The following is a 26,135-nucleotide window of genomic DNA, read 5'->3' on the forward strand; positions in this document are numbered from 1 at the left end:
TCAACCGATTTCGGCGAGCCGGGGGATCACCTCATCGCCCAGCCGGCGAATATAGCCGACGGGATCCGGATTGCCGGGCAGCGGCCCCACGTTGATCATCTCGATGCCGAGCCGGCCCAAACGTTCCACCGTCCTGAGGTATTCGTCCAGATCTTCGAACGGGTCGAGGGTCGCCAGGCCACCGCACGTTTTACGGATGTCCCGCGGGTCGCGGCCCACCGCGTCGCAGTGCCGGTGTAGCACCTCGATCTTGTGCTCGAGCTCGGCGAGGTCGTTCGACATGCTGTTCCAGACGTCGGCGTACTGCGCGACCAGACGCAGCGTCTCCTTCTCGCCGTCCCCGCCGATCAGGATCGGCGGGCGCCGAATCGGCTGTGGCGCACAGATCGTCTCGGCCAGCCGGTAGTGCTTGCCCTGATACGCGCCGTTGTCATCGCTCCACATCTGCAGGCAGATCTGCAGGGTTTCCTCGAGCATCTCGAACCGTGTGCTCAGCGCGGGATACGGAATGCCCAACGCGGTGTGCTCGCGTTCGTACCAGGCCGCACCGAGCCCCAGTATCGACCGGCCCTGCGACAACACGTCCAGGGTGGTGACCGTCTTGGCCAACACCCCGGGATAGCGATACGTGACCCCGGTAACCAGCAACGCCAGCTCGATCGTGGAGGTCTGCGCGGCCAGAAATCCCAGCGATGTGTAGCCCTCGAGGAACGGATTCTCCGCGGGCCCAAGCTGTTCCATCTGGAAGAAGTGATCGGCCAGGGTGAACAGCGTGGCACCGCCCTGTTCGGCGGCGCGGGCCGCCTCGCTCAGCGTCGGGCCCAGCCGTGCCGGGTCGCCGGGCAGAAAGTCGATGAAATGCAATCCCAATTCCATGGTGGGTCCCTCTCTGCTATTGCTCGGTCAAGCGCTCGAGCAGCGACAGCGCCTCGACGATGACGCGCCGCTCCGCCTCCGTGTAGCGCTCCTGGATGGCGCGGGCCAGCCACTCCTCCCGGGCACGACGGTCGCTCTCGGCGCGCTTGCGGCCGGCCGCGGTCAACGAGACGACCTGGCGCCGCTTGTCATTCGGATCGGGACTGCGTTCGATGAGCCGGCGTTGGCCCAGCGCAGCCAGGATGGTCGCCATCGACTGCGGGCGCACCCGTTCCGCCGCGGCCAGTGCGCTGGCCGACGACGGTCCCTCTTTCCACAGCCGGGTGAGCACCGCCGTCTGCGACGGGGTCAACCCGTCGACCGCGATGTCCTTCAGCCGGCGCCGCAGCCGGCTGAACACCACCCGGATATCGCGCGCGGCCGCCACCGCGGAGTCGCTGACGCCATCCACACGGCCAGCCTAAACTGCACAGTCAAAACTGTCCAGCTAAAACTGTCTAATTCCGGCCGAGCAGCTGCAGCGCGGCGTCGACGGCCAGCGCCGCCACGTTCAGCGTCTTGGACCGCAGATCGTGTCGGGCGCTGGCGATCTCGACCACCGCCGTCCTTCCGCCGACCAACGCGGCGGCCGCGTTGAGCTCCTCGGGCGTCCCGAAGGGATCCGACGTCCCGTGGGTGAAGACCGTCGGCACCGTGATGGCCGGCAGATGCTCGGTGCGGGCCCGTTCCGGCTTGCCGGGCGGATGGACCGGGTAGGAGAACAGCGTCAGCACGTCCACCGCGGCGTCACCGGCGGCGACCACCATGGACGTCTGCCGGCCCCCGTACGAATGGCCGCCGGCGATCAGCGGGCCGTCGGCAAGCCCGCGGCACAGCGTGATCGCCTCGACGATGCCGGCACGGTCGGCGGCGCCCGACCCGGACGGCGGGCCGGTGGGCCGGCGCCGGCGGAACGGCAGGTTGTAGCGCACCGCCAGCCAGCCGCGCTGGGCCCACTCATCGCAAACCTGCTGCAGCAGTGGCGAATCCCGGTTGCCGCCGGCGCCGTGGGTGAGCACCACCACGCCTTCGGGGGTGCCGTCGGGCCGGTGGGCGATGCCCGCGATCCGGTCGAGGTTCATCCGTCCCCCGACAACCGGAACAACGCGGAGACGGGGCCGTGGCCGTGGCCCAGCGGATAGGAGGCGCGCAAACACTCGGTGACCCAACGCTTTCCGAAGGCGACCGCATCCGGCACGGTGAAGCCGTGCGCAAGCGCACAGGCGACGGCACTGGCCAGCGTGTCGCCGCCGCCGTGGTCGTTGCCGGTGTTCAGCCGGTGCGCGTCGAACTCGTAGCACGAGTCGCCGTCGTAGAGCAGGTCGCAGCTGCGTTGCGACGACCGCAGATGCCCGCCCTTGACCAACACCCATTGCGGGCCCAGCGCGTGCAGGGCCTTGGCCGCATCCCGCTGCGACGCGGCGTCGGTCACGTCGATGTCCACCAGCAACCGGACCTCGTCGAGGTTCGGCGTCACCAGGGTGGCCAGCGGGAACAATTGGCCGCGCAGGGTGTCCAGCGCGTCGGCGGCCAGCAGCGGGTCACCGTGCATGGACGCGCACACCGGGTCGACCACCAGCGGCACCGACAACCCGAGCCGGCGCCAGGTCGCGGCCACCTCGGCGATGATGGGCGAGGACGCCAGCATGCCGGTCTTGGCCGCCTGGATGCCGATGTCGCCGGCGACCGCCTCGATCTGGCCGGCCACCACGTCGGCGGGCACCTCGTGAAAGCTGTTGACCCCCAACGTGTTCTGCACGGTCACCGCGGTCACCGCGACGCAGGCGTGCACGCCCAGCATCGCCATGGTGCGCAGGTCGGCCTGGATGCCCGCACCACCCCCGGAGTCGGATCCGGCGATGGACAGCACGCGACGCGGCGTGGTGCCCGGCGGCGCCAGTGGCAGCGTCGGCGGCGGCCCCGTCACTGTGCCAGCGGTAGATACACCCGGTTGCCGTGCTCGGCGAACTCGCGAGACTTGTCGGCCATGGCCGCCTCGATCGCTTCCTCGCTGTCCAGCCCGTGCTTGGCCGCATAGTCGCGGACGTCCTGGGTGATGCGCATCGAGCAGAACTTCGGCCCGCACATCGAGCAGAAGTGCGCGGTCTTGGCGGGCTCGGCGGGCAGCGTCTCGTCGTGATACTCCCGCGCGGTGTCGGGATCCAGCGACAGCGCGAACTGGTCGTTCCAGCGGAACTCGAAACGCGCCTGGCTCAACGCATTATCGCGCTCCTGCGCGTGCGGGTGCCCCTTGGCCAGGTCGCCGGCGTGCGCGGCGATCTTGTAGGCGATCACGCCGTCCTTGACGTCCTTGCGGTCCGGCAGCCCCAGGTGCTCCTTCGGGGTCACGTAGCACAGCATCGCGGTGCCCGCCTGGGCGATGATGGCCGCGCCGATCGCCGAGGTGATGTGGTCGTAGGCCGGGGCGATGTCGGTGGCCAGCGGACCCAGCGTGTAGAACGGGGCCTCCTCGCACCACTCCTCCTCCAGCCGCACGTTCTCGACGATCTTGTGCATCGGAACGTGCCCGGGGCCTTCGATCATCACTTGCACGCCATGGGATTTCGCGATCTTGGTCAGCTCGCCCAGGGTGCGCAGCTCGGCGAACTGCGCGGCGTCGTTGGCGTCGGCGATCGAGCCGGGCCGCAGGCCGTCGCCCAGGGAGAAGGTGACGTCATAGCGGGCGAAGATCTCGCACAGCTCGTCGAAGTTGGTGTACAGGAACGACTCTCGGTGATGCGCCAGGCACCAGGCGGCCATGATCGACCCGCCGCGGGACACGATGCCGGTGACCCTCTTGGCGGTCAGCGGCACGTAGCGCAGCAGCACACCGGCGTGCACGGTCATGTAGTCCACGCCCTGCTCGCACTGCTCGATCACGGTGTCGCGGTAGATCTCCCAGGTCAGCAGGGTCGGATCGCCCTTGACCTTCTCCAGCGCCTGATAGATCGGTACGGTGCCGACCGGCACCGGCGAATTGCGCAGGATCCATTCGCGGGTCTCGTGGATGTTCTTGCCGGTGGACAGGTCCATGATGGTGTCCGCACCCCACCGGGTGGCCCACACCATCTTGTCGACCTCCTCGGCGATCGAGCTGGTCACCGCCGAGTTGCCGATGTTCGCGTTGACCTTGGTGGCGAATGCCTTGCCGATGATCATCGGCTCGATCTCGGGATGGTTGTGGTTGGCCGGGATCACGGCGCGGCCGCGGGCGACCTCGTCGCGCACCAACTCCGCCGGCATGCCCTCGCGGGCGGCGATGAACGCCATCTCCGCGGTGATCTCGCCGGCCCGGGCCCGCTGCAGCTGGGTGCCGCGGTCGCGCACCCGGCCCGGCCGCGCCGGCAGCCCGGCCGTCAGGTCGATCGTCGCGTCCGGATCGGTGTAGGGGCCGGAGGTGTCGTAGAGGTCGAAGTGGTCGCCTGTGGACAGGTGGACGCGGCGGAACGGAACCCGGGCACCGGGCACCCCGTCCAGTTCGCGGTAGACCTTGCTGCTGCCCGCGATGGGCCCGGTGGTCACGCTCGGTTCGACAATTGCGGTCATTTTTCATCTCCCTACGCCGGCATTACCCGGTCAGGTTCGTACGGTCGACGGCCCCGAGCCGTCCTCTCAGCACACTCGGCGTGCGCTCCCGCGTCTGATGGATGGGTCCGCACGCGACGTTACCCCCACCGGCAACCGCATGGCATGGCCGACGGCCCTATTCCCGCCGGTTCGTGCCGCGCGGTCACCGCGCGCTGACCCTCACACCTCCTCCATCGCCTCCCCGAGCTCCTCGAGGATCTTGTTGTGGTGATTGCTGGCCAGCAGGTGCCCCGCGGCGATGACCACGGCCACCGGCCAGTCGATGAGCTCCAGCGCCGCCAGGGCGGCCAGCCCGCCGAAGTAGGCCAGCTGCTCGGGCCGGGGAATCTCGACCTGGCCCAGGCCCGGAAGGTTCACCACGAAGGTTTCGCCCTCCCGGATCTTTTCCACCGCCTCGCGCTGGGACGTGCCGCGCCTCGCCTTCTTTTCCGCCATCATTTGCCTTTCGGTAACGAAGGGTTTCCCGACTCGCTGGGTCGCGCGTCCACCGTCGGAACTATGTCGACGATGACCGACACCGGGGGCGATCCGCTAGTTTCGTCGTTTGCTTCGGTGCTGAAGGTGCCGCTAGTTGAACTGTATGCGCTGTTGTGGCGCGTCGGGGTGGTCGAGATTCGCGACGACGATCGGACGCGCGCCGCGGCGGCGGGCCCGATCTGTCCGGATCCGTCGGCCCATCGGGCCGACCGGGTGGCCGTCTAGCTCAGTTGGTGCTGCGCAAGTCGCCGGCACCGGCGCGGCGCCCCGGGGCCTTCTTGGCCGTCGACTTGGCGGCGGTCTTGGCCGGCGCCTTGCGGGCCGGCGCCGATTCCGCCGGCACCGACTTCAGGTTCGCCTTGACCGCCCGCGGCTCGGGCTGGCGCTCCTTGCGGTTCAACCGCTGCAGCAGCAAGGCGCCGCCGCCGACGGCCAGCAGCACCGGCCACTCCACGAGTCCCGCGACGCCGAGCGCGCCGAAGGCCAGCGCGGCCGCGGGTGTGGAATGGCTGCCGCTGTTCATTCCGCGTTTGACGCCCTCCGCGGCTCCGGTGACGCCGCCGATGACGCCGTTGACCGCCGCGCCGCCCACGGCACCGGCGGCCGCGGTCGTCGCGGACGCGGCGCGGTTCACCGCCTGACTCACGCCCCGGACTGCTCCGCCGATGACACTCATGATGACTCCCTGGCTTTGATTGCGTACGCCGCGCGCCGGCGTCGGCAGCGAGTAATACCCGCTGAACGCAGGCTTAACAACTAGGCAATGCTGTTTCCGCTCCTGATTTTGCAAAGCCTGCCACCTTGCCGCGCGGCAGACAACGAGAAGCGGTGCCGGATTTCTCCCTAGGACGGTGGCTCGCCGCGGCTCACATCGACCAGCACCGGCGCGTGATCGCTGGCGCCCTTGCCCTTGCGCTCCTCGCGGTCGATCTGCGCGTGCGTCACGCGGCGCGCCAACGCGGGGGAGCCCAGGATGAAATCGATGCGCATGCCTTGCCGTTTCGGGAACCGCAGCGCGGTGTAGTCCCAGTACGTGTACACCCCCGGGCCCGGCGCGAAAGGCCGTACCAGGTCCGCGAATTGCGCGTCGAGGATGGCGTTGAACGCGCGCCGCTCCGGCTCGGAGACGTGGGTGGCGCCGGCGAAGAACTCCATGCTCCACACGTCGTCGTCCTGCGGGGCGATGTTCCAGTCCCCGGCCAGCGCGATCTGGGCGGCGGGATCCTCGCGCAGCCAGCCCGCCGCCGAATCACGCAGGGCGGCAAGCCAATCCAGCTTGTAGGCGTAGTGCGGGTCGCCCACCGCGCGGCCGTTGGGAACGTAGAGGCTCCAGATCCGCACACCGGCGCAGGTGGCGGCCAGGGCGCGGGCCTCCGCGGCGGCGGCGACCTCCGGCTTGCCGCTCCAGCTCGGCTGGCCCTCGAAGCCGACCCGTACGTCGTCCAGGCCGACCCGGGAGGCGATCGCCACACCGTTCCACTGGTTGAAGCCGACGTGGGCGACCTCGTAGCCGAGTTCGAAGAACGGCAACGTCGGGAACTGGCCGTCGGCGCACTTGGTCTCCTGCATGGCCAGCACGTCGACGTCGGTGCGGGCCAGCCAGTCCAGCACCCGGGGCAGCCGGGAGCGAATCGAGTTCACATTCCAGGTGGCCAGCCGCACGGACTAGAAACTATCCCACCGGCCCGGCCGGGACCGTCAGGTAGCGGCGCCGGTGGTGCAGCCGGAAACCCAGCGCCCCGGCCAGTTCCAGCGCCGCGGCGTCGTCGTCGGGCACCGCCAGATAGGCGCGCGTGGCGCCCCGCCCGGCGCCCCACGCCAGCAGCGCCTCGCACCCGGCGCGGGCCTCGGCGTGGTGCCCGCCGGGCGGCACCCACAGCCCCACCCACCGGGCGCCGTCGGGTGCGGCGCTCAGCGCGGCCTGCGCGACGGACGCGTCGACCCGAACCCCGGGTTCGTCGCCGGACGGGCGGGAAAGGTCTTGCACCACAACCCGTTCGGTGCGCTCGCAGGCCAGCCCGGGCGGCGGCGTCAGCATCCGGTCCGGGACGGCCAGTCGCGGCGTCAGGCCGCGTCGCTGGTACCAGCCGGCGATCTCCGGGATGGCATCGGCGTGAGCGGAAAGGTCCAGCGGCACAGCGGAATCGGCTGCGGGCCCGGCGGGCCGGCCGGATGGCGGGCCGGCCCGCAGCAGCCAGCCGTGCAGCCAGGTCTGCTCCGCGGCGGGCCAGGCCGCGGCGGCGGCGTGTTCGAGCGCGCGGATCTGCGAGGTGCGGATCGGGGTGTCGGTGAGCACCCGCAGCGCAACCACGTCGGCGGGCGCGAACTCGACGACCGCGCCGGTCTTGGTCTGCACCCGCACCGTCGGATCGACCGTCAGCAGCCGGCCCACCGCGTCGGTCAGCGGCGGCACCGATCCGGGCGGGCGCCGGTAGCGAACCGTCACCCGGGTCCCCGGGTCGGGCCACGAGAACATCAGTGACCGAACGGGTCCGGTCCCTCGCCGGGCATCCAGGACAGGCCGGGCACACCCCAGTTGTGGGATTTGACGGCCCGTTTCGCGCTGCGGGCATACCGGCCGATGAGCCGGTCCAGATACAGGAAGCCGTCCAGGTGCCCGGTCTCGTGCTGCAGCATCCGGGCGAACAGGCCGTGGCCCTCGATGGACACCGGGCTGCCGTCGGCGTCCAGCCCGGTGACCCGCGCCCAGCTGGCCCGCCCGGTGGGGAACGATTCGCCGGGCACCGACAGGCAGCCCTCGTCGTCGGTGTCCGGGTCGGGCATGGTCTCGGGGATCTCGGAGGTCTCCAGCACCGGGTTGACAACCACGCCGCGCCGCCGCTCGGTCAGCCCCCGGTCGTCGGCGCAGTCGTAGACGAACACCCGCAACCCGACCCCGATCTGGTTGGCGGCCAAGCCGACCCCGTGGGCGGCGTCCATGGTGTCGTACATGTCGGCGATCAGCTTGACCAGATCCGCCGGCAGGGAACCGTCGTCACCGACCGGCACCGGCTGTGTCGGGGTGTGCAGGACGGGATCTCCCACGATGCGGATCGGTACGACTGCCATGGTCGGCTAAGCTACCGCACGCTCGCGGGTGGGCAATCTGGGTCAATCGGCCGACTCGCGGGTCTGGATGACGGCTTGAGGGTTTGGGGCGTGTTTCAATAATTCGCGCAAACCACGCGCTTAGCTAAGCCAAGTCATTCGAGCAGTTCGGAATTCGCCGAAAGGGTCCAGGGGAAGCGATATGGACAGCGCCATGGCGCGGGCAAATCGATCGGGGGACGACGCCGAGATCGCAGATGGGCTGACCCGCCGCGAACACGACATCCTGGCGTTCGAACGCCAGTGGTGGAAGTTCGCCGGTGTGAAGGAAGACGCCATCAAAGAGCTGTTCTCGATGTCGGCGACGCGGTACTACCAGGTGCTCAACGCGCTCGTCGACCGGCCCGAGGCGCTGGCCGCCGACCCGATGCTGGTGAAACGGCTGCGGCGGCTGCGCGCCAGCAGGCAGAAAGCGCGTGCGGCGCGGCGGCTCGGCTTCGAGGTGACCTGACTCGTTACAGTAGGGCTCGATGAAAGAACGAGTTCCCGACTCCACTGGACTGCCTTTGCGGGCCATGGTGATGGTGCTGTTGTTCCTCGGCGTCATCTTCCTGCTGCTCGGGTGGCAGGCGCTGGGTTCGTCCGGGAACTCCGAGGACGATTCGGCGTCGCCGGTGTCCAGCTCGACGGCCACCAGTTCGGCGTCCGCCTCGCCGACTAACAAGCCGGCGGCCAACCAGGCCGAGGTGCAGGTGTACAACATCTCCTCGAAAGAGGGCGTGGCGGCGCGCACCAAGGATCAGCTGACGTCCGCCGGGTTCAAGGTCACCAAGGTCGACAACCTGGCCGTGCCCGACGTCTCGGCCACCACGGTCTACTACACCGACGCCGACGACGAGCACGCCACCGCCGACGCGGTGGGCAAAAACCTGGGCGCGCCGGTCGAGCCGCGCATCCCCGCGCTGAGCGGCCAACCCCCGGGTGTCATCGTCCTCGTCGCGGGCTGAGCGGGCCGGCGAAGCGTTAGGCTGCTGGCTATGCCCAAGCTGCTGCCTCCCGTGGTTCTGGCCGGTTGCGTCGTGGCGCTGGGCGCCTGTTCGTCGCCCCAGCACGCGTCGTCGCTGCCGGGTACCACCCCCGCGGTGTGGACCGGATCGCCGTCGCCGTCGGGCGCGGGCGCAGCCGAGGCCGCGCCGGCCGCGGCGCCCAGCATCACCACCCACCTCAAGGCGCCGGACGGCACCCAGGTCGCGACCGCGAAGTTCGAGTTCAGCAACGGCTACGCCACCGTCACCATCGAGACGACGGCCAACGGCGTGCTCACGCCCGGCTTCCACGGGGTGCACATCCACAAGGTCGGCAAGTGCGAACCCAGCTCGGTCGCCCCGACCGGCGGCGCCCCGGGGGACTTCCTGTCCGCCGGAGGGCATTTCCAGGCGCCCGGGCACACCGGCGAACCCGCCAGCGGCGACCTGACCTCGCTGCAGGTGCGCAAGGACGGCTCCGGGACGCTGGTGACCACCACCGACGCCTTCACCATGGAGGATCTGCTCGGCGGGCAGAAGACGGCGATCATCATCCACGCCGGCGCGGACAACTTCGCCAACATCCCGGCGGAGCGCTACAACCAGACCAACGGAACACCGGGCCCCGACGAGATGACGATGAGCACCGGTGACGCCGGCAAGCGGGTGGCGTGCGGTGTCATCGGTGCCGGCTAGACGGGGCGACGCGCACATCGATTTCGCCCGCTCGCCGCGGCCGACCATCGGGGTGGAGTGGGAGTTCGCGCTCGTCGACGCGCAGACCCGCGACCTGAGCAACGAGGCCACCGCGGTGATCGCCGAGATCGGCGAAAACCCGCGCGTGCACAAGGAATTGCTGCGCAACACCGTCGAGGTGGTCAGCGGCATCTGCCGGACCGTGCCCGAGGCGATGGAGGATCTGCGGCAGACCCTGGGGCCCGCGCGCCGGATCGTGCGGGACCGCGGCATGGAACTGTTCTGCGCCGGCGCACATCCGTTCGCGCAGTGGACGACCCAGAAGCTCACCGACGCCCCGCGCTACGCCGAGCTGATCAAGCGCACCCAGTGGTGGGGACGGCAGATGCTGATCTGGGGGGTGCACGTGCACGTCGGGATCTCCTCGCCGAACAAGGTGATGCCGATCATGACGTCGCTGCTGAACTACTACCCGCACCTGCTGGCGCTGTCGGCGTCCTCGCCGTGGTGGACCGGGGTGGACACGGGCTACGCCAGCAACCGGGCGATGATGTTCCAGCAGCTGCCCACCGCCGGGCTGCCGTTCCAGTTCCAGACCTGGGCGGAGTTCGAGGGCTTCGTCTACGACCAGAAGAAGACCGGCATCATCGACCACGTCGACGAAGTCCGTTGGGACATCAGGCCTTCCCCGCACCTGGGCACGCTGGAGATGCGGATCTGCGACGGCGTGTCCAACCTGCACGAGCTGGCCGCGCTGGTGGCGCTGACGCACTGCCTGGTGGTCGACCTGGATCGCAGGCTGGAGGCCGACGAGTCGTTGCCGACCATGCCGCCCTGGCATCACCAGGAGAACAAGTGGCGCGCCGCCCGCTACGGCCTGGACGCGGTGATCATCCTGGACGCCGACAGCAACGAACGCCTGGTCACCGAGGACCTCGACGACGTGCTCAACCGGCTGGAGCCGGTCGCCCGCAAGCTGCAGTGCGCCGACGAGCTGGCCGCGGTGGCCGACATCCCCCGCCACGGCGCGTCATACCAGCGTCAGCGCCGGGTGGCCGAGGAACACGACGGCGACCTGCGCGCGGTCGTCGACGCGCTGGTGGCCGAGCTGGAGATCTGATGACCGAACCTGTTGCGCTGCCGATGTTTCCGCTGGAGTCGGCGCTGCTGCCCGACCAGGACCTGCCGTTGCGGATCTTCGAGCCCCGCTACGGCGCGCTGGTGCGGCACTGCCTGGACACCGGCGAGCAGTTCGGGGTGGTGCTGATCGCCCGCGGCCGCGAGGTGGGCGGCGGTGACGCGCGCTGCGACGTGGGGGTGCTGTCCCGGATCGTCGACTGCGTCGACCAGGGCGCCGGCCGGTACTTGCTGAATTGCCGTACCGGGCAACGCATTCGGGTGTCCGAGTGGCTGCCCGACGACCCCTATCCCCGGGCAACGGTGATGCCGTGGCCCGACGAGCCCGGCGCCGTGGTGACGCCGGAGCAGCTGCGCGGCGTGGAAGACCGCGCGGTGGCGCTGTTCGAGCGGATCGCCCAGGCGCGCGGCATCACCCTGCCCGGGCGCGACCTGCTGCTGGGCCGCCACGATCCGGAACGCCCGCCCGGGCAACGCCTCTACGAGCTGGCCTCCCGCATCCCGATCGGCACAGCCGACCGCTACACGGTGCTCTGCGCGCCGTCGGCCGCCGAGCGCCTGGCCGCGCTGCGCGAGGCCGTGGACGCGGTGACCGAAGTGGTCGAGTTCCAGCTATCCGAATAGCGCTGCGCGACAGGAGCTTACGATGAAGGTTCAGCTGCAGGTCGACGGTTCGCCGGTGCGGGCGGCGGCAAGTGCCGCCGAGATCGCCGCGACCGGCGCCGACGGCCTGTTCACCTTCGAGGGTCAGCACGACGTCTTCTTCCCGCTGCTAATCGCCGCCGAGGCCACCGGGTGCGAGCTGATGACCAACGTGGCAATCGCCCCGCCGCGCAGTCCGATGCACCTGGCCTACGCGGCCTACGACCTGCAGCTCTACAGCGGCGGCCGGTTCCGGCTGGGGCTGGGCTCGCAGATCAAGGTGCACGTCGAAAAGCGTTACGGCAGTAAGTGGGAGCCGCCCGCGGCGCGGATGGCCGAGGCCATCTCGGCGATCAAGGCGATCTTCGCCGCGTGGGAAGGCCGGGCCCGCCTGGATTTTCGCGGTGAGTTCTACACGCACACCATCATGGCGCCCACCTTCGATCCCGGCCCCAACCCGTACGGGCCGCCGCCGGTGCTGCTGGGCGCGCTGGGTCCGATGATGACCCGCACCGCCGCCGAGGTCGCCGACGGGCTGCTGGTGATGCCGTTCAACAGCGCCCGCCACTTCGCCGAGCGCACCCTGCCCGCCATCGGCGAGGGGCTGCGCCGTTCGGGGCGGACCTTGACCGAGTTCCCGATCATCGCCCAGGCCATGGTGGCCGTCGGCCGCGACGAGGCCGACCTGGCGACGGCGATCGACGGGGTGGCCTCCCTCATCGCCTTTTACGGCTCCACGCCGGCCTACCTGCCGGTGCTGCAGGTCGAGGGTTGGGACGGCATCCAGCCCGAGCTCAACGCGCTGTCCAAGCAGGGCCGCTTCGCGCAGATGCGCGGGCTGATCACCGACGAGCTGGTGGCCCGGATCGGGATCGTGGGAACACCCGAGCAGTGTGCCGAGCAGATCGCCGCCCGGTTCGGCGAGCACGCCGACGAGGTGTGCTGTTACTTTCCGGGCTACACCCCCCGCCCCGCGGACGTCGCCGACCTGATCGGCGCCCTGCACCGGGTGCCGGCGCTGCCGTGACCGCCGACCTGACCGTCGAAATCGACTCGGGCGTCGCGGTTCTCACGCTCAACCGGCCCGAGCGGCTGAACGCCTACACCGCCGCGATGGGCGAGCTGCTGAGCCGCGCCTACCGCGAGTGCGACGAGGACGACGACGTCCGGGTCATCGTGCTGACCGGCGCCGGGCGCGCCTTTTGCGCCGGGGCCGACTTCTCCGGCGGCGCAAGCCCGTTCGACGCCCCGGCCGGCGACGGCGCCTTCACCGCCTCACCGATCACCCCGGCGGCGTTCGAGTTGCGCAAACCGGTGATCGCCGCGGTCAACGGCCACGCCGTCGGGATCGGCCTGACCATCGCGTTGCAGGCCGACATCCGCATCGTCGCCGCGGACGCCAAATACGGTGTGGTGCAGGTGCGCCGGGGTGTGCTACCCGACTGCATGGCGCACTGGACGCTACCCCAGTTGACCAACCTGGGGGTGGCCGCCGAGCTGCTGCTCACCGGGCGGATGTTCGGCGGCGCCGAGGCGGCCGCGCTCGGCGTCGCCAACCGCGCGCTGCCCGCCGATCGGGTGCTCGACGAGGCGATGGCGCTGGCCCGCGACATCGCCGTCAACGTGGCGCCGATGTCGGCGGCGCTGTGCAAACGCCTGCTGTGGGACAGCGCGATCAATCGCTACCCACCGCGACAGGTCGCCGCGCTGGAAACCCTGCTGCACGAACGGGTGATGGGAGGCGCCGACGCCGCCGAGGGCGTCGCCGCGTTCCGCGAGCACCGGGCGCCGCGCTTCACCGCGCGGCTGTCGTCGGAGTGGGAGCCGCTGCCGGAGCCATGACGGCGGCGCGCCGCATCAGCCGCGGCGCCGCCCGGCGATGCAGCGGACCGACCAGTGCCCACACCGCCCGGGCGGCGATCGGGCGGCGGTAGCGCACCCGCGTGGTCAGGGCGGCGCGCCGATCGTCGTGACGGCGCAAGGTCAGCTCGCCGCACAGCAGCGGCCCGCGCGCGGCGAGCACGACTTCGTCGCGAGCCGAACGGACGATCGTCCACCCGCCCAGCCGCAGCACGTGCCGGTGCACCCAGCGCACCGCGTCGCCGCCCGCGCCCGGACGCCCCACCGCGTCGCGAAAGGTCTCCTCGGCGCTGCGCGAATCCCCTTGGGGCAGAGGTGCTTCGAACACGTCGGTGTAGTCGGCCCGCGCGGCGGCCCGGGCGACACGGTTCAGCGTGCGCCGAACGACGATGCGGTGCCCGCCGGTGCCGATGACCAGCGCCCGGTAGGCCTTGCCGTGCACCCCCGGGAAGGCCGCCCAGGTGGCCGCCCGCAGCCGGGTGCGTGCCGGGCCGTCGAGCGCGTCCAGCTCGAACACCCACCGGTACACCGCGAACGGGTGGCGGCCCTTCAGCGCGAACCGCACCGGCGGCCGGGCCTCGTCCAGGGCGAAGCCCAGCGGCACGGTCGACGGGTCGCGCGGGTCGCGGCACAGCACCCGCAGCAGCGCCGCCCACGTGTCGTCGCGGTTGGCCTCGATGGTTATGGCATGCTCATCGATATAGGGTAATCGTTCCATATAGAAGGAATGTACTAGATCATGGCGCCTCCGCGGAAGCATGAAACCGATGTGATCCTCGACGCCGCCCGGGCTCTGGTGCTCGACGGCGGGCCGCGCACGGCCAGCGTGGCAGCGATCGCGACAGCCAGTGGCGCGCCGGCGGGCACGCTGTATCACCGGTTCGGCAACCGCGACGGCATCCTGACCGCGGCGTGGCTGCGGGCGCTGGAACGCTTCCAGGCCCGGGCGCTGGCCGCCGACGGCGACACCCCGGAGGACACCGCGGTGGCGATGGCCGTGGCCGCGGTCAGCTTCGCCCGCGCCCTGCCCGACGACGCCCGGCTGCTGCTGACGATCCGCCCGGGCGACCTGCTCGACGGCGAGCCCGACGCTGCGTTCCGGCAGACGCTGGCCGCGATGAACGCCCCGCTGACCCAGCGGCTGGCGCAGTTGGCCCGGCACCTGTACGGGAACGCCCGGCCGCGATCGGTCGACGCCGTCGCCCGCGCCGTCGCCGACCTGCCGTATGCCGTGGTGCGCCGTCACGCGCACGACGACCCGATGCCGTCCTGGCTCGAAACCGACGTGGCCGCGTCGGCCCGGGCCGTGCTACGGAGCTTCGGCGAACGCCCGTAGCGACGCGACCTGCGCGGGATCCAAAGAGGGACGGACGTTTTCGCGAGCCGCGGCGAGGTCGGCGGCCGTCACGTCGGTGGCGTCGATGGACCGGCGCATGGCCGTCAGCGCGGCCTCGCGCAGCAGCGCCACGCAGTCGGCGGCGCTGTAGCCGTCCAGGCCGGCGGCCAGCTCGTCGAGGTCGACGTCAGCGCTCAGCGGAATCGATTTGCCCGCGGTGCGCAGGATTTCGCGCCGCGCCGCGGCGTCGGGCGGCTCCACGAACACCAGCCGCTCCAGCCGGCCCGGCCGCAGCAGCGCGGGGTCGATGAGGTCGGGCCGGTTGGTGGCGCCCAGCACCACGACGTCGCGCAGCGGGTCGACGCCGTCCAGCTCGGTCAGCAGCGCGGCCACCACCCGGTCGGTCACCCCGGAGTCGAAGCTCTGCCCGCGCCGCGGGGCCAGCGCGTCCACCTCGTCGAGAAAGATCAGCGCGGGCGCCGAATCGCGGGCCCGCCGAAACAGTTCGCGCACCGCCTTTTCCGAGCTGCCCACCCACTTGTCCATCAGCTCGGAGCCCTTGACGGCGTGCACCGACAGCTGGCCGGTGCTGGCCAGCGCGCGCACCACGAAGGTCTTGCCGCAGCCGGGCGGCCCGTACAGCAGCACCCCGCGCGGCGGCTGCACACCCAGCCGGGCGAACGTGTCCGGATGCTGCAGCGGCCACAACACCGCCTCGGTGAGCGCCTGCCGGGCCTGCGCCATGTCACCGACGTCGTCGAGGGTGATGTCCCCGACGCTGACCTCTTCGGCGGCCGAGCGGGACAGCGGCCTGATCACGCTCAGCGCGCCGGTGAGGTCCTCCTGGTGCAGCGCGGGGGGACGGCCGTCGGAGCTGGCCCGCGACGCCGCCCGCAGCGCCGCCTCGCGGATCAGCGCGGCCAGGTCGGCGACGACGAAACCCGGTGTGCAAGAAGCAATTTCATCCAAATCGAGGCCATCGGTGGGCACGTTGCGCAGCAGCGACTCCAGCAGGGCCTTGCGGGTGGCGGCGTCGGGCAGCGGCAGGCTCAGCTCCCGGTCGCACAGGTCCGGCGCGCGCAGCCTGGCGTCGAGCTGGTCGGGGCGCGCCGAGGTGGCGATCAGGGCGACACCCTCGCTGGCCACCGCGCCGCGCAGCTCGGCGAGGATCAACGAGGCCACCGGCTCGGCGGTGGCCGGCAGCAGGGCGTCGACGTCGGTGATCAGCAGCACGCCGCCGCCGTCGCGGACCGTCTGCACGGCCGAGGCCACCGCCTTGAGCCGGTCGTCGGCGCCCAGCGCGCCGACCTCCGGGCCGTCCAGCGTGACCAGCCGGCGATCCCCGCACACCGCGCGCACCAGCGTCACCTTGCCCACCCCGGCCGGGCCGGTCACCAGCACGCCCAGGAAGGTGGCCGCGCCCAGGGTCTTGAGCAGGTGCGGCTCGTCCAGCGCGAGCTTGAGCCATTCGACCAGCTTGGCGGCCTGCGGCTGGCAGCCCTTGAGCTCCTCGACCACCGTCTGCGGGCGGGCCACCTCGACCGAGACCCGCGACGCCGCCGCGGGCGCCGCCCCGGCGCCCCAGCCGACCAGCGAGTTGGGTTGCACGCTGACCGGCCCGTCCGGGTCGACGCCGGTGACGGTCAGCAGCTCGGAGGTCCAGCTGATGCCCACCGCGGCGGCCAGCGCGCGGGTCGCCTCGGACGTCGAGGTGCCGGGCCCGAGGTCGCGGGGCAGCAGCGACACCGCGTCGCCGACGGTGAGCACCTTGCCCAGCAGCGCCTGACGCAGCGTGACCGGTGACACCGACCGGGTGGTCAGCGGCGAGCCGGACAGGGTCACCGACCGCGCGCCGTACACGGTGACCGGGCTGACCACCACGGCGGTCCCGTCGCGCAGGCCGGCGTTGGACAGCGTCACGTCGTCGAGCAACACGGTGCCGGAGGGTATTTCGGGGCCGGCCAGGCCGGCCACCGCCGCGGTGGTGCGCGAACCGATCAGCGACACCGCGTCCCACTCCCGAATGCCAAGGGCCGCAACGGCACTCGCGTGCAGGCGGACGACGCCGCGACGGGAGTCGACGGCCGAGGTGTTCAGCCGGGCGGTCAGCGTGAGTTGACGCGCCGAGCCGGAACCGGTCACGGCACGCGCCTGCCCGGCTTGCGCAGGCCCAGCCGCGTCACCGACCGGCGGTTGGGCTGTGCCCGGCGGATCGCCCGCCGGGCGGCGCGGCGCTGCTTGGGCGCCTCGTCCCACGCCTCGGGGTGCGCGGCCAGCCAGCGCTGGTTGCGCACCGCGAACGGCACGTGGCACAGGTAGGCGACGATGATCACCCAGATCAGCACGTAGGGCGCCAGCACCGCCGCCGCCGCGCAGATCGCCAGCACCGCCAGCAGCGGCGCCGCCCAACTCGGCGGCACCGCCACCGCGTGCATCTTGCGCATCGGGATCTTGCTGACCATCAGGATCGACGTCCCGGTGATCCAGATGCACAAAAACAGCGGGGACGTCCACCAGCCGTCGCCGAACTGCAGCTTGAGTCCGATCAGGCCGATCATCGACACCGCGCCGGCCGGCGCCGGCATGCCGATGAAGAACTCGTGGGTGTAGGCGGGCTGGCTGCCGTCGTCCAGCAGCGCGTTGAACCGGGCCAGCCGCAACACCACGCACACCGCGTAGAGCAGGATCGCCACCCACCCGGCCGGCGACGTGGTCAGCAGCGTCACGTAGAGCACGATCGCCGGGGTCACCCCGAAGTTCACCGCGTCGGCCAGCGAGTCGATCTCCTCGCCCATCCGGGACTGAGCGTCCAGGATCCGCGCCACCCGGCCGTCCAGCCCGTCCAGGATCGCGGCCGCCGCGATCAGCGCCATCGCGGCCTTGGGCTGGTGCTCGAGGGCGAACCGGATCGAGGTCAGCCCCGCGCACACCGAGAGCACCGTCATCGCGCTGGGCAGGATCTGCAGATTGACTGCCCGGCGGCCGCGCGGCTTGCTGATCATGGCAGCTCGGCCAGCACGGTCTCGCCGGCGATGGCGCGTTGGCCGACGGTCACCAGCGGCTGTGCGCCCGCCGGCAGGTAGGTGTCCAGCCGGGAGCCGAAGCGGATCAGGCCGTAGGTGTCGCCGATCGACAGCTTGTCGCCGACGTGCGCGTCGCAGATGATGCGCCGCGCCAGCAGCCCGGCGACCTGGACCGCGACCACCTCCGCGCCGCCGGGGGTGCGGATGCGCAGGCTGGTGCGTTCGTTCTCGGTGCTCGCGGCCGCCAGGTCGGCCGACCCGAACCGGCCCGGCCGGTGCTGCACGTCGATCACCTCGCCGCTGACCGGGGCCCGCTGCACGTGGGCGTCCAGCAGCGACAGGAAAATGCTGACCCGCGGCAGCGCCACGTCGCCCATGCTCAATTCGGCGGGCGGGGTGGCGACGTCGATCACGCAGATCTCGCCGTCGGCGGGCGCGACGATCGCGCCGGGCCGGGCCGGCGGCACCCGGGGCGGGTGCCGGAAGAATCCCGCGCACGCCCCCGCCGCCAGCAGGCCGCCCGGCGCAGCCAGCGGTGCCGGCGCCCGGCCAGCGCCAGCGCCAGCCCGGCGCCGACGAACGGCCGGCCGGCCGGATGCACCGGCGGGATGGCGGAGCGCACCAACTCCAGCGCATGCTGGGGGCTGAAACCGGGGTCGGAAGCCGAGGGGCCGATGGTGCGGGGGCGTCGTGCCACGCGGCCATCTTACGGAGCCGGTGACGGATTCGTCGCCGCCCGCGAAGGGAACGTTCACCGTCGAGATGCTGAGTCGGGCCAAACGCGGTGTCACCGCGGTGTTCGTTGCTCACGGCCTGCTGTTCGCGTCGTGGGCCGCCCACATTCCGCAGGTCAAAGCCGGACTCGGCCTGGACGACGCCGCGCTGGGCACGGCGTTGTTCGGCGCTCCGCTGGGCTCGGTGCTGGCCACGCTGGCCGGCCACTGGGCGCTGCCGCGCTGGGGGAGCCACCGGCTGATCCCGGTCACCGTCGCCGGCTACGCGGCGGCCGGGACGACGGTGGGGCTGGCCCGGTCCGGGCCGGCGCTGTTCGCGGCGCTGGCGTTGTGGGGGATGTTCCAGGGCGCGCTGGACGTCGCGATGAACACCCAGGCCGGCACGGTCGAACGGCGCGCCGGGGCGCCGATGATGGCGCGCTTTCACGGGATGTGGAGCCTGGGCACCCTGGCCGGGGCGCTGATCGGGGCGGCCTGCGTCGGCGCCGGCATCGGCCTGACCGCTCAGCTGACGGTGCTCGGGGCGGTCGTGCTCCTCGTGGTGGTAATGCTGACCCGACGCCTGCTGCCGGACGCGGCCGATTCCGTGGCCGCGCCGCCGGAACCGGCCGCGGGCCGGCGGGTGACGCCGGCGGTGGCGATCCTGGCGGCCGTGTCGTTCGCGTCGTTCCTGTGCGAGGGAGCGGCCACCGACTGGTCGGCCACCTACCTGCGCGACGTCGTCGGCGCCGGCCCGAGCGTGGCCGCGGCGAGCTACGCGGCCTACACCCTGACCATGGTCGTCACCCGGTTCGCCGCCGGCCGGCTACACGCGCGGCTGCCCAGCCGCCGGTTGCTGCCGGCGCTGGCGGTGCTGGCCGTGGCGGGCATGAGCGTGACGCTGGCAACCGCCGACGCGGCCGCCGGGGTGCTCGGGTTCGCCGCGCTGGGCGTCGGCGTCGCGCTGCTGGTGCCCACCGCGTTCAGCGCGGCCTACGGCGCCCGCGGCGCCGGATCGGCGATCGCGATCGTGGCCGCCACCGGCTGGCTGGGCTATCTGCTGGGCCCGCCGCTGATCGGCCACCTGTCCGAGTGGGTGGGCCTGTCGGGGGCGCTGGTCACCATCCCGGTGATGATGACGATCGTCGCCGTCGCCATCCGCTACACGCCGGCCTTCGACACCGCCGACGAATTCCATCGAGCGCCCGCCGGCTGAATCGGGCTAGCGCAGATCCCACACCTCGAGGGTGGTCCCCTCGGGCACCTCGACGACGTCTTCGGGGATGTCCAGCAGCCCGTTCGCCGACGCCAGCCAGCGCAGGTGATGCGAGGCCGGCGGGCCGTAGCTGACGACGGTGCCGGCGTCGTCGTCGAGCACCGCGCGGCGGAATTGGCGTTTGCCGCGCGGCGAGGTGAGCGACTCGGCGAGCACCGCCGACCGGTGCGGGCGTTCGGGATCGGGCAGGCCCATCGCGGCGCGCAGCGCCGGGCGGATGAACACCTCGAAGGACACCAGCGCGCTGACCGGATTGCCGGGCAGCGTGACGATGGTCGCCCCGGCCACCCGTCCCACGCCCTGCGGCATGCCCGGCTGCATGGCCACCTTGACGAACTCCACGCCCTGATCACCCTCGCGCCCGAAGGCGTCCTTGACCACCTCGTAGGCGCCGGCGCTGACGCCGCCGCTGGTGATGATCAGGTCGGTGCCGGCCGCATACCGGTCGATGATCGAACTGAACTGTGCCACCTCGTCCTCGGCGGTCGTGACGGCCACCAGCTCCGCGCCGGCGTCGCGCACGGCCCCGGCCAGCATGATCGAGTTGGACTCGTAGATCTGCCCCGGCCGCAGCGCGGCGCCCGGGGCCACCAGCTCCGATCCCGTCGAGATGACCAGCACCCGCTGCCGCGGGATCACCGACAGCTCGGCGATGCCCAGCGCCGCGGCCAGCCCGAGCACCGCCGGCGTCACCACCTGCCCGCGGCGCAACACGGTGGTGCCGGGGGAGACGTCCTCGCCGGCGCGGCGGATGTGCTTGCCGGGTTCGCGCGGCGCCCGGATCGACACCACGTCCACGCCGCCGTCGGTGTCCTCCACCGGCACGACGGCCGTCGCCCCGGCCGGCACCGGCGCGCCCGTCATGATCCGGTGCGCGGTGCCCGGCTGCAGCGTCAGCTCGTCGGTGCGCCCGGCCGGAATGTCCTCGGCGACCGGCAGCACGACCGGCCGCTCGGGGGTGGCGCCCGCGATGTCCTCGGCGCGCACCGCGTAGCCGTCCATCGCGGAGTTGTCGAACACCGGCAGCGCCAGCCCCGCCACCACGTCCTCGGCCAGCACCAGGCCCTGGGCCTGCGCCAGCGGCACCGCGACCGGCGGCCGGGCGCGGATCAGCCCGGCCACCACCCGCTGGTGTTCGGCGACGGAGCGCATCGCGGCCATGGACGTCAGACCGGGAAGTGGACGCCGGTGAGTTCTTCGGACACGGCCCACAGCCGGCGCTGCAACTGCTCGTCGTGCGACTGGGCGCTGGACTCGACCAGCTTCGGGCGCCCGCGCTGCTCGAGGAAGCCGTCCGGACCGTAGTACTGCGCGCCCTGCACGGCCGGATCGGTGGCGGCCCGCAGCGTCGGCAGCGCGCCCATCGCCGGGCTCTGGAACAGCACCGGCCCCAGCACCGCCTGCACCGGCCGGAAGATGCCGGGCAGGTGGCGGGCCAGCTCGGTGTTGGAGCCGCCGGGGTGCGCGGCGACCGCGATGGTCTTCGCGTCCGGGGCGGCCGCCAGCCGGCGCTGCAGCTCGTAGGTGAACAGCAGGTTGGCCAGCTTGGACTGGCCGTAGGCGGCGACCCGGTCGTAGCGGCGCTCCCAGTGCAGGTCGTCGAAGTGGATGGCCGCGCGCAGCCGGTGGCCGAGGCTGCTGACCGTCACCACCCGCGAATCCCGCACTCCCAGCAGGTGATCGAGCAGCAACCCGGTCAGCGCGAAGTGCCCCAGATGGTTGGTGCCGAACTGCAATTCGAAACCGTCCTCGGTGACCTGCTTGGGCGTCCACATCACGCCGGCGTTGTTGATCAGCAGGTCGATGCGCGGGTAGGCCGCGCGCAGCGCCTCGGCGGCAGAACGCACCGAGGCCAGCGAGGCCAGGTCCAGCTGCTGCAGCGTGACGTCGGCGTTCGGGCTGGCGGCCACGATCCGCGACAGCGCCGCGTTGCCCTTCTCCAGGTCGCGGACCGCGAGCACGACGTGGGCGCCGCGGTGGGCCAGCACGGCGGCCGTCTCGTAGCCGATGCCGGTGTTGGCGCCGGTGATGACGACGACGCGGCCGCTCTGATCACCGACGTCGGCCTCCGACCAGTCGCGGTGCCGTTTGTCGTGGGGAGCCATGGCCCACAACATACTCACCGACCGGGACGCGCTATTGAACCCAGAAGTTGTCGTGCCGGGCGAACCATTCCCGGCGTTCCTCGTCGGTCATGTCGGCCAGCGCGGCGAAGCCTTCGAAGTAGGCCTCGCGCGGCGCGCCGGGCGCGAACAACATCAGGATCGACGCGGGGTCGTCGGCCTCGTTGCGGAAGCCGTGCACCCCGCCGGGCGGGACGTAAAGGAAGTCGCCCTGGTGCCCGTCGGTCCACTCGGTGCCGTCGTAGAGCTTCATCGTGCCGGAGAGCACGAAGAACGCCTCGGACATGGCGCGGTGGAAATGCGGCCCGGGCCCGCCGCCGGCCGGGGCGATGTCGACCCGGTACAACCCGTAGTCGCCGGCGGTGTCGTGCTGGTTGGCCAGGTAGTGGTACTTGACGCCGGCGGTCTGGTAGTCGGGCGGTTCGTCGGCCCGCTTGAGCCAGGCGCTGGTCTCCGGCTGGTCTTTCGTGTAGCGGGCGGGCGGATAGGGCGGCACGACGAGGGACATGAGGTCCAGCCTGCCAGTTAGCATCGCCAAGGTGGAGGCCTCCGAGGACGTGCGGGTGCGACGGCTGCTGGACGCCCAGGACAAGGCGGCGCAGCTGTTCGACGAGATCGAGCGGCGCGGCATGATCCGCCCGGGAGTGGCCGAACGGCAGCTCTCGGACGAGATCCACGACCTGGCCGGGGCGATGTTCGGGGTGCGCCAGCACTGGCACCGGCGGATCGTGCGGGCCGGCCCCAACACCCTGCAGCCGTTCCAGGAACGCCCGCCGGACCGCACGATCGCCGCCGACGACATCGTCTTCCTCGACCTGGGGCCGGTCTTCGAGGAGTGGGAGGCCGACTTCGGGCGTACCTTCCTGCTCGGCGACGACCCGCACAAGAAGGCCGTTCGCGATGCGCTGCCGCGGGTGTGGCAGGCCGGGCGGGACCACTTCGCCGGCCACCCCGACGTCACCGGGGCCGAGCTGTTCGACGCCGTCGTCGCGGTGGCGCGGGCCGAGGGTTTCGAGTGGGGCAGCCACATCGCCGGGCATCTGATCGGAGAGTTCGCGCACAAGAAGATCGCCGGGCCGGGCATCGAGTGGTACATCATGCCCGGATCGGACAAGCCGATGCGCCGCACCGATCCCCGCGGCCGCACCTGCCACTGGATCCTGGAGATCCATCTGGTGGACCGCCGGCGCGGTTTCGGCGGCTTCTACGAGCAGCTGCTCGACCTGCCCTAGTTGCGCCCCGACCTGTTCTTGCACTCGGCATGGGCGAGTGCTAAGAATGACTTGGCACTCGCGACCAGTGAGTGCTAGGTCGGGACGGTGAGGCTCGGCTCTGTCGTCGCCCGACGGCAGCAGCCTGGTCGTCCGTCGCGGGCACTGCACCCGGCCAGGACGTGTCATCCCCAATCCGGAGGAATCACTTCGCAATGGCCAAGACAATTGCGTACGACGAAGAGGCCCGTCGCGGCCTCGAGCGGGGGCTCAACGCCCTCGCCGACGCGGTAAAGGTCACGTTGGGCCCCAAGGGTCGCAACGTCGTCCTGGAGAAGAAGTGGGGTGCCCCCACGATCACCAACGATGGTGTGTCCATCGCCAAGGAGATCGAGCTGGAGGACCCGTACGAGAAGATCGGCGCCGAGCTGGTCAAGGAAGTCGCCAAGAAGACCGACGACGTCGCCGGTGACGGCACGACGACGGCCACGGTGCTCGCCCAGGCGTTGGTCCGCGAGGGCCTGCGCAACGTCGCGGCCGGCGCCAACCCGCTGGGTCTCAAGCGCGGCATCGAGAAGGCCGTCGAGAAGGTCACCGAGACCCTGCTCAAGTCGGCCAAGGAGGTCGAGACCAAGGACCAGATCGCTGCCACCGCGGCCATCTCCGCGGGCGACCAGTCGATCGGCGACCTGATCGCCGAGGCGATGGACAAGGTCGGCAACGAGGGCGTCATCACCGTCGAGGAGTCCAACACCTTCGGCCTGCAGCTCGAGCTCACCGAGGGTATGCGGTTCGACAAGGGTTACATCTCGGGCTACTTCGTCACCGACGCCGAGCGTCAGGAAGCCGTCCTCGAGGACCCGTTCATCCTGCTGGTCAGCTCCAAGGTCTCGACCGTCAAGGACCTGCTGCCGCTGCTGGAGAAGGTCATCCAGGCCGGCAAGCCGCTGCTGATCATCGCCGAGGACGTCGAGGGCGAGGCCCTGTCCACCCTGGTCGTCAACAAGATCCGCGGCACCTTCAAGTCGGTGGCCGTCAAGGCGCCCGGCTTCGGCGACCGCCGCAAGGCGATGCTGCAGGACATGGCCATCCTCACCGGCGGCCAGGTCATCAGCGAAGAGGTCGGCCTGTCGCTGGAGAGCGCCGACATCTCGCTGCTCGGTAAGGCCCGCAAGGTCGTCGTCACCAAGGACGAGACCACCATCGTCGAGGGCGCCGGTGACTCCGACGCCATCGCCGGCCGGGTGGCCCAGATCCGCACCGAGATCGAGAACAGCGACTCCGACTACGACCGCGAGAAGCTGCAGGAGCGGCTGGCCAAGCTGGCCGGCGGCGTGGCGGTCATCAAGGCCGGCGCCGCGACCGAGGTCGAGCTCAAGGAGCGCAAGCACCGCATCGAGGACGCGGTCCGCAACGCCAAGGCGGCCGTGGAAGAGGGCATCGTCGCCGGCGGTGGCGTGGCCCTGCTGCACGCGATCCCGGCGCTCGACGAGCTGAAGCTCGAGGGCGACGAGGCGACCGGCGCCAACATCGTCCGGGTGGCCCTCGAGGCTCCGCTGAAGCAGATCGCCTTCAACGGTGGCCTGGAGCCCGGCGTGGTGGCCGAGAAGGTCCGCAACTCGCCCGCCGGTACCGGCCTCAACGCCGCCACCGGTGAGTACGAGGACCTGCTCAAGGCCGGCGTTGCCGACCCGGTGAAGGTGACCCGCTCGGCGCTGCAGAACGCGGCGTCCATCGCGGGGCTGTTCCTAACCACCGAGGCGGTCGTCGCCGACAAGCCGGAGAAGGCGGCCGCTCCCGCGGGCGACCCGACCGGCGGCATGGGCGGCATGGACTTCTGAGTCCGTTACGGAAAAGCCCGGTCCCTCGAAATCTCGAGTGGGCCGGGCTTTTTCGTGCCCGCGTCGGGCCTGGTTTACCGCGCCGAGCGTGGGGGCTACGTTCGTCCACACCCCGGAATTCGTGCACAGCCCCCACGCTCGGCGCACCCGCCGCGCGTGTGCGGCGGCGAATATGCCGGCATGTCCCCGTTTCTGGGCAGCGACGCCCTGCACCGCGGCGCGGTGACCCGCAGTCAACTGCGAACGCGGTATCGCAAGGTGTTCCGCGACGTCTACATCGCGAAAGACGCCGAGCTGACGCCGGCCGGCAAGGCGCGCGCGGCGTGGCTGTCGACCGGTGCGACACTGGCCGGTTTGTCCGCCGCGGCGATCCATGGCACCAAGTGGCTCGATGCGGCCGCGCCCGCCGAAATCGTGCGCGCGGATCGGCACGGTCAGCGCGGCATCCTCGTGCGCAGCTACACGCTGGCCGATGACGAGGCGGACACCGTGTCCGGAATGCGGGTGACGACCGCCGCCCGGACGGCGTTCGACATCGGTTGCGGCCTGCCCGCCGCCAAGGCGCTGCCGATCCTCGACGCGTTACTCAACGCGACGGGTATCAAGCCCGCCGACGTCGTCGCTGTGGCCGACCGGCACCGGGGCGCCCGCGGCATTCGGCGGCTGCGCGCCTCGCTGGAGCTGGCCGACGGCGGTGCGGAGTCTCCGCAGGAGACCAGGTTGCGGGTGCTGCTGGTGCGGGCCGGACTGCCGAAGCCGCAGACGCAGATCGAGCTGCGAGAGCTGCGCGTTCGGGTGGACATGGGGTGGCGGGAGTGGAAGGTCGCCGTCGAGTACGACGGGATCCAGCACTGGGACGATCCCTCTCAGCGGGCCTGGGACATCGAGCGAATCGCGTTGCTCGAGGCGGCCGGCTGGGCCGTGATCAGAGTCAGCGCGGCGATGTTGTCGCGGCCGCAGGTGATCGTCGAGCGCGTCACGGCCAAGCTCGCCGAGCGTGGGGCCTACGGTCGACCGCGAGCGAGTTCCCGTGCGTAAGGCCCACGCTCGGCGCCCGTAGGGTGAGCGTTATCCCGTTGTGGTGCAACGTGATTGCTCATAGCGGCGACGCGGGTCACTCCAAGACGCTTGCCGACACCTGCTGACTCATCCAGACATTTGTGGGGTGTTCAATCGTCGAGCACAGCCAGCGACCAGCACTATCCGGCCAGCTCACGCGCGATC

Annotated in this window: 30 protein-coding genes and 1 riboswitch; of the genes, 13 read left to right on the forward strand and 17 right to left on the reverse strand. The window is 71.2% G+C overall.

Going from position 1 to position 26,135, the window contains the following annotated elements; translation table 11 throughout:
• From NF20_RS24865 to NF20_RS24890, 6 genes are all read right to left on the reverse strand, one after another.
• Positions 1-876, reverse strand: a complete 876-nt coding sequence (locus tag NF20_RS24865) for an LLM class F420-dependent oxidoreductase (RefSeq protein ID WP_011726215.1) — start codon at positions 874-876, stop codon at positions 1-3.
• A 16-nt stretch (positions 877-892) separates the two neighbouring features.
• Positions 893-1,327: a MarR family transcriptional regulator gene (locus NF20_RS24870; RefSeq protein WP_011726214.1), complete on the reverse strand. Its 435-nt coding sequence runs from the start codon at positions 1,325-1,327 to the stop codon at positions 893-895.
• A gap of 46 nt (positions 1,328-1,373) precedes the next feature.
• The gene (locus NF20_RS24875; RefSeq protein ID WP_011726213.1) at positions 1,374-1,997 is read right to left on the reverse strand and encodes an alpha/beta family hydrolase; all 624 of its coding nucleotides are present in this window, start codon (positions 1,995-1,997) and stop codon (positions 1,374-1,376) included.
• Complete coding sequence (thiD, locus tag NF20_RS24880; protein ID WP_019733103.1) at positions 1,994-2,842, reverse strand: bifunctional hydroxymethylpyrimidine kinase/phosphomethylpyrimidine kinase; 849 nt, start codon at positions 2,840-2,842, stop codon at positions 1,994-1,996. Before thiD ends, NF20_RS24875 begins: the two co-directional genes overlap by 4 nt.
• Positions 2,839-4,461, reverse strand: a complete 1,623-nt coding sequence (thiC, locus tag NF20_RS24885) for a phosphomethylpyrimidine synthase ThiC (RefSeq protein WP_009979387.1) — start codon at positions 4,459-4,461, stop codon at positions 2,839-2,841. Before thiC ends, thiD begins: the two co-directional genes overlap by 4 nt.
• Positions 4,453-4,563: riboswitch (TPP riboswitch) on the reverse strand. It overlaps the preceding gene by 9 nt.
• A 99-nt stretch (positions 4,564-4,662) precedes the next feature.
• Entirely contained in the window at positions 4,663-4,938 is a 276-nt protein-coding gene (locus tag NF20_RS24890) for a hypothetical protein (protein WP_003873796.1), read from the reverse strand.
• A 72-nt stretch (positions 4,939-5,010) separates the two neighbouring features.
• On the opposite strand from NF20_RS24890, the gene NF20_RS24895 reads away from it, so the two are divergent.
• Positions 5,011-5,205, forward strand: coding sequence for an Rv1535 domain-containing protein (locus NF20_RS24895; RefSeq protein WP_009979385.1), 195 nt, complete (start codon positions 5,011-5,013; stop codon positions 5,203-5,205).
• Between the two features lies 1 nt (position 5,206).
• On the opposite strand, the gene NF20_RS24900 is transcribed toward NF20_RS24895, so the two are convergent.
• From NF20_RS24900 to NF20_RS24915, 4 genes are all read right to left on the reverse strand, one after another.
• Positions 5,207-5,656 carry a hypothetical protein gene (locus NF20_RS24900; protein ID WP_003873794.1) on the reverse strand — a complete coding sequence of 150 codons (450 nt, stop codon included), beginning with the start codon at positions 5,654-5,656 and terminating at the stop codon, positions 5,207-5,209.
• A 167-nt stretch (positions 5,657-5,823) separates the two neighbouring features.
• Entirely contained in the window at positions 5,824-6,642 is an 819-nt protein-coding gene (locus NF20_RS24905) for an exodeoxyribonuclease III (RefSeq protein ID WP_011726211.1), read from the reverse strand.
• A 10-nt stretch (positions 6,643-6,652) separates the two neighbouring features.
• Complete coding sequence (locus NF20_RS24910; protein ID WP_011726210.1) at positions 6,653-7,456, reverse strand: hypothetical protein; 804 nt, start codon at positions 7,454-7,456, stop codon at positions 6,653-6,655.
• Positions 7,456-8,049 (reverse strand): peptide deformylase, encoded by a 594-nt coding sequence (locus NF20_RS24915; RefSeq protein WP_019733586.1) that lies wholly within the window; start codon positions 8,047-8,049, stop codon positions 7,456-7,458. Before NF20_RS24915 ends, NF20_RS24910 begins: the two co-directional genes overlap by 1 nt.
• 181 nt (positions 8,050-8,230) lie before the next feature.
• Here NF20_RS24915 and NF20_RS24920 point away from each other — a divergent pair, with 181 nt between their 5' ends.
• From NF20_RS24920 to NF20_RS24950, 7 genes are read left to right on the forward strand one after another with little or no spacing between them, the layout of a single operon-like run.
• Positions 8,231-8,539: a DUF3263 domain-containing protein gene (locus NF20_RS24920; protein WP_003873790.1), complete on the forward strand. Its 309-nt coding sequence runs from the start codon at positions 8,231-8,233 to the stop codon at positions 8,537-8,539.
• Between the two features lie 19 nt (positions 8,540-8,558).
• The gene (locus tag NF20_RS24925) at positions 8,559-9,035 is read left to right on the forward strand and encodes a LytR C-terminal domain-containing protein (RefSeq protein WP_003873789.1); all 477 of its coding nucleotides are present in this window, start codon (positions 8,559-8,561) and stop codon (positions 9,033-9,035) included.
• A gap of 30 nt (positions 9,036-9,065) precedes the next feature.
• Positions 9,066-9,749, forward strand: a complete 684-nt coding sequence (gene sodC / locus NF20_RS24930) for a superoxide dismutase[Cu-Zn] (protein WP_009979378.1) — start codon at positions 9,066-9,068, stop codon at positions 9,747-9,749.
• Positions 9,739-10,869, forward strand: a complete 1,131-nt coding sequence (locus NF20_RS24935; protein ID WP_015632730.1) for a glutamate--cysteine ligase — start codon at positions 9,739-9,741, stop codon at positions 10,867-10,869. The genes sodC and NF20_RS24935 overlap by 11 nt, the downstream gene beginning before the upstream one ends.
• A complete protein-coding gene (locus NF20_RS24940; protein ID WP_011726208.1) occupies positions 10,869-11,510 on the forward strand; it encodes an LON peptidase substrate-binding domain-containing protein in 642 nt (213 codons plus the stop codon). Before NF20_RS24935 ends, NF20_RS24940 begins: the two co-directional genes overlap by 1 nt.
• 22 nt (positions 11,511-11,532) lie before the next feature.
• On the forward strand, positions 11,533-12,555 hold the full coding sequence (locus NF20_RS24945) for a TIGR03617 family F420-dependent LLM class oxidoreductase (RefSeq protein WP_011726207.1): 1,023 nt from the start codon (positions 11,533-11,535) through the stop codon (positions 12,553-12,555).
• Positions 12,552-13,370, forward strand: a complete 819-nt coding sequence (locus tag NF20_RS24950; protein ID WP_009979372.1) for an enoyl-CoA hydratase/isomerase family protein — start codon at positions 12,552-12,554, stop codon at positions 13,368-13,370. The genes NF20_RS24945 and NF20_RS24950 overlap by 4 nt, the downstream gene beginning before the upstream one ends.
• Here the strand turns inward: NF20_RS24950 and NF20_RS24955 are convergent.
• A complete protein-coding gene (locus tag NF20_RS24955) occupies positions 13,324-14,106 on the reverse strand; it encodes a hypothetical protein (RefSeq protein ID WP_009979371.1) in 783 nt (260 codons plus the stop codon). The genes NF20_RS24950 and NF20_RS24955 overlap by 47 nt on opposite strands.
• Positions 14,107-14,127: 21 nt before the next feature.
• Between NF20_RS24955 and NF20_RS24960 the strand changes: the two genes are divergently transcribed.
• Complete coding sequence (locus NF20_RS24960) at positions 14,128-14,724, forward strand: TetR/AcrR family transcriptional regulator (protein ID WP_019733701.1); 597 nt, start codon at positions 14,128-14,130, stop codon at positions 14,722-14,724.
• Here NF20_RS24960 and NF20_RS24965 read toward each other — a convergent pair.
• The 3 genes from NF20_RS24965 to NF20_RS24975 are packed head-to-tail and all read right to left on the reverse strand — an operon-like array spanning position 14,698 to position 18,538.
• On the reverse strand, positions 14,698-16,866 hold the full coding sequence (locus tag NF20_RS24965) for an AAA family ATPase (RefSeq protein ID WP_023866969.1): 2,169 nt from the start codon (positions 16,864-16,866) through the stop codon (positions 14,698-14,700). The two genes, NF20_RS24960 and NF20_RS24965, sit on opposite strands and share 27 nt — an antisense overlap.
• Positions 16,863-17,726: a CDP-diacylglycerol--serine O-phosphatidyltransferase gene (gene pssA / locus NF20_RS24970; protein ID WP_009979367.1), complete on the reverse strand. Its 864-nt coding sequence runs from the start codon at positions 17,724-17,726 to the stop codon at positions 16,863-16,865. The genes NF20_RS24965 and pssA overlap by 4 nt, the downstream gene beginning before the upstream one ends.
• Positions 17,723-18,538: a phosphatidylserine decarboxylase gene (locus tag NF20_RS24975; RefSeq protein ID WP_322887921.1), complete on the reverse strand. Its 816-nt coding sequence runs from the start codon at positions 18,536-18,538 to the stop codon at positions 17,723-17,725. The genes pssA and NF20_RS24975 overlap by 4 nt, the downstream gene beginning before the upstream one ends.
• On the opposite strand from NF20_RS24975, the gene NF20_RS24980 reads away from it, so the two are divergent.
• The gene (locus NF20_RS24980; protein WP_088294918.1) at positions 18,510-19,676 is read left to right on the forward strand and encodes an MFS transporter; all 1,167 of its coding nucleotides are present in this window, start codon (positions 18,510-18,512) and stop codon (positions 19,674-19,676) included. The two genes, NF20_RS24975 and NF20_RS24980, sit on opposite strands and share 29 nt — an antisense overlap.
• Positions 19,677-19,682: 6 nt before the next feature.
• Here NF20_RS24980 and glp read toward each other — a convergent pair whose 3' ends face one another.
• The 3 genes from glp to NF20_RS24995 are packed head-to-tail and all read right to left on the reverse strand — an operon-like array spanning position 19,683 to position 22,367.
• The gene (glp, locus tag NF20_RS24985) at positions 19,683-20,888 is read right to left on the reverse strand and encodes a gephyrin-like molybdotransferase Glp (RefSeq protein ID WP_031348238.1); all 1,206 of its coding nucleotides are present in this window, start codon (positions 20,886-20,888) and stop codon (positions 19,683-19,685) included.
• 14 nt (positions 20,889-20,902) lie between these two features.
• Complete coding sequence (locus tag NF20_RS24990; protein ID WP_011726201.1) at positions 20,903-21,841, reverse strand: SDR family NAD(P)-dependent oxidoreductase; 939 nt, start codon at positions 21,839-21,841, stop codon at positions 20,903-20,905.
• Positions 21,842-21,872: 31 nt separating this feature from the next.
• Positions 21,873-22,367 (reverse strand): cupin domain-containing protein, encoded by a 495-nt coding sequence (locus NF20_RS24995; RefSeq protein ID WP_003873775.1) that lies wholly within the window; start codon positions 22,365-22,367, stop codon positions 21,873-21,875.
• Between the two features lie 31 nt (positions 22,368-22,398).
• On the opposite strand from NF20_RS24995, the gene NF20_RS25000 reads away from it, so the two are divergent.
• The 3 genes from NF20_RS25000 to NF20_RS25010 all read left to right on the forward strand — a co-directional run bounded on the left by NF20_RS25000 (position 22,399) and on the right by NF20_RS25010 (position 25,949).
• Positions 22,399-23,091 (forward strand): M24 family metallopeptidase, encoded by a 693-nt coding sequence (locus NF20_RS25000; RefSeq protein WP_011726200.1) that lies wholly within the window; start codon positions 22,399-22,401, stop codon positions 23,089-23,091.
• A 194-nt stretch (positions 23,092-23,285) separates the two neighbouring features.
• Positions 23,286-24,911 carry a chaperonin GroEL gene (groL, locus tag NF20_RS25005; RefSeq protein ID WP_009979353.1) on the forward strand — a complete coding sequence of 542 codons (1,626 nt, stop codon included), beginning with the start codon at positions 23,286-23,288 and terminating at the stop codon, positions 24,909-24,911.
• A gap of 180 nt (positions 24,912-25,091) precedes the next feature.
• Positions 25,092-25,949: a DUF559 domain-containing protein gene (locus NF20_RS25010; RefSeq protein ID WP_024637043.1), complete on the forward strand. Its 858-nt coding sequence runs from the start codon at positions 25,092-25,094 to the stop codon at positions 25,947-25,949.
• The last annotated feature ends 186 nt before the right edge of the window (positions 25,950-26,135 follow it).

The organism is Mycobacterium sp. MAC_080597_8934 (assembly GCF_000523975.1).
Classification (GTDB): domain Bacteria; phylum Actinomycetota; class Actinomycetes; order Mycobacteriales; family Mycobacteriaceae; genus Mycobacterium; species Mycobacterium avium.

Excerpts from the sequence above, each read along its gene's own strand:
- NF20_RS24865 (WP_011726215.1), bottom strand. The coding sequence starts at position 876 with ATGGAATTGGGATTGCATTTCATCGACTTTCTGCCCGGCGACCCGGCA.
- NF20_RS24875 (WP_011726213.1), bottom strand. The coding sequence starts at position 1,997 with ATGAACCTCGACCGGATCGCGGGCATCGCCCACCGGCCCGACGGCACC.
- thiC (WP_009979387.1), bottom strand. The coding sequence starts at position 4,461 with ATGACCGCAATTGTCGAACCGAGCGTGACCACCGGGCCCATCGCGGGC.
- NF20_RS24890 (WP_003873796.1), bottom strand. The coding sequence starts at position 4,938 with ATGGCGGAAAAGAAGGCGAGGCGCGGCACGTCCCAGCGCGAGGCGGTG.
- NF20_RS24895 (WP_009979385.1), top strand. The coding sequence starts at position 5,011 with ATGACCGACACCGGGGGCGATCCGCTAGTTTCGTCGTTTGCTTCGGTG.
- NF20_RS24900 (WP_003873794.1), bottom strand. The coding sequence starts at position 5,656 with ATGAGTGTCATCGGCGGAGCAGTCCGGGGCGTGAGTCAGGCGGTGAAC.
- NF20_RS24910 (WP_011726210.1), bottom strand. The coding sequence starts at position 7,456 with ATGTTCTCGTGGCCCGACCCGGGGACCCGGGTGACGGTTCGCTACCGG.
- NF20_RS24915 (WP_019733586.1), bottom strand. The coding sequence starts at position 8,049 with ATGGCAGTCGTACCGATCCGCATCGTGGGAGATCCCGTCCTGCACACC.
- NF20_RS24920 (WP_003873790.1), top strand. The coding sequence starts at position 8,231 with ATGGACAGCGCCATGGCGCGGGCAAATCGATCGGGGGACGACGCCGAG.
- NF20_RS24925 (WP_003873789.1), top strand. The coding sequence starts at position 8,559 with ATGAAAGAACGAGTTCCCGACTCCACTGGACTGCCTTTGCGGGCCATG.
- sodC (WP_009979378.1), top strand. The coding sequence starts at position 9,066 with ATGCCCAAGCTGCTGCCTCCCGTGGTTCTGGCCGGTTGCGTCGTGGCG.
- NF20_RS24940 (WP_011726208.1), top strand. The coding sequence starts at position 10,869 with ATGACCGAACCTGTTGCGCTGCCGATGTTTCCGCTGGAGTCGGCGCTG.
- NF20_RS24945 (WP_011726207.1), top strand. The coding sequence starts at position 11,533 with ATGAAGGTTCAGCTGCAGGTCGACGGTTCGCCGGTGCGGGCGGCGGCA.
- NF20_RS24955 (WP_009979371.1), bottom strand. The coding sequence starts at position 14,106 with ATGGAACGATTACCCTATATCGATGAGCATGCCATAACCATCGAGGCC.
- NF20_RS24960 (WP_019733701.1), top strand. The coding sequence starts at position 14,128 with ATGGCGCCTCCGCGGAAGCATGAAACCGATGTGATCCTCGACGCCGCC.
- pssA (WP_009979367.1), bottom strand. The coding sequence starts at position 17,726 with ATGATCAGCAAGCCGCGCGGCCGCCGGGCAGTCAATCTGCAGATCCTG.
- NF20_RS24980 (WP_088294918.1), top strand. The coding sequence starts at position 18,510 with ATGCTGAGTCGGGCCAAACGCGGTGTCACCGCGGTGTTCGTTGCTCAC.
- glp (WP_031348238.1), bottom strand. The coding sequence starts at position 20,888 with ATGCGCTCCGTCGCCGAACACCAGCGGGTGGTGGCCGGGCTGATCCGC.
- NF20_RS24990 (WP_011726201.1), bottom strand. The coding sequence starts at position 21,841 with ATGGCTCCCCACGACAAACGGCACCGCGACTGGTCGGAGGCCGACGTC.
- NF20_RS24995 (WP_003873775.1), bottom strand. The coding sequence starts at position 22,367 with ATGTCCCTCGTCGTGCCGCCCTATCCGCCCGCCCGCTACACGAAAGAC.
- groL (WP_009979353.1), top strand. The coding sequence starts at position 23,286 with ATGGCCAAGACAATTGCGTACGACGAAGAGGCCCGTCGCGGCCTCGAG.
- NF20_RS25010 (WP_024637043.1), top strand. The coding sequence starts at position 25,092 with ATGTCCCCGTTTCTGGGCAGCGACGCCCTGCACCGCGGCGCGGTGACC.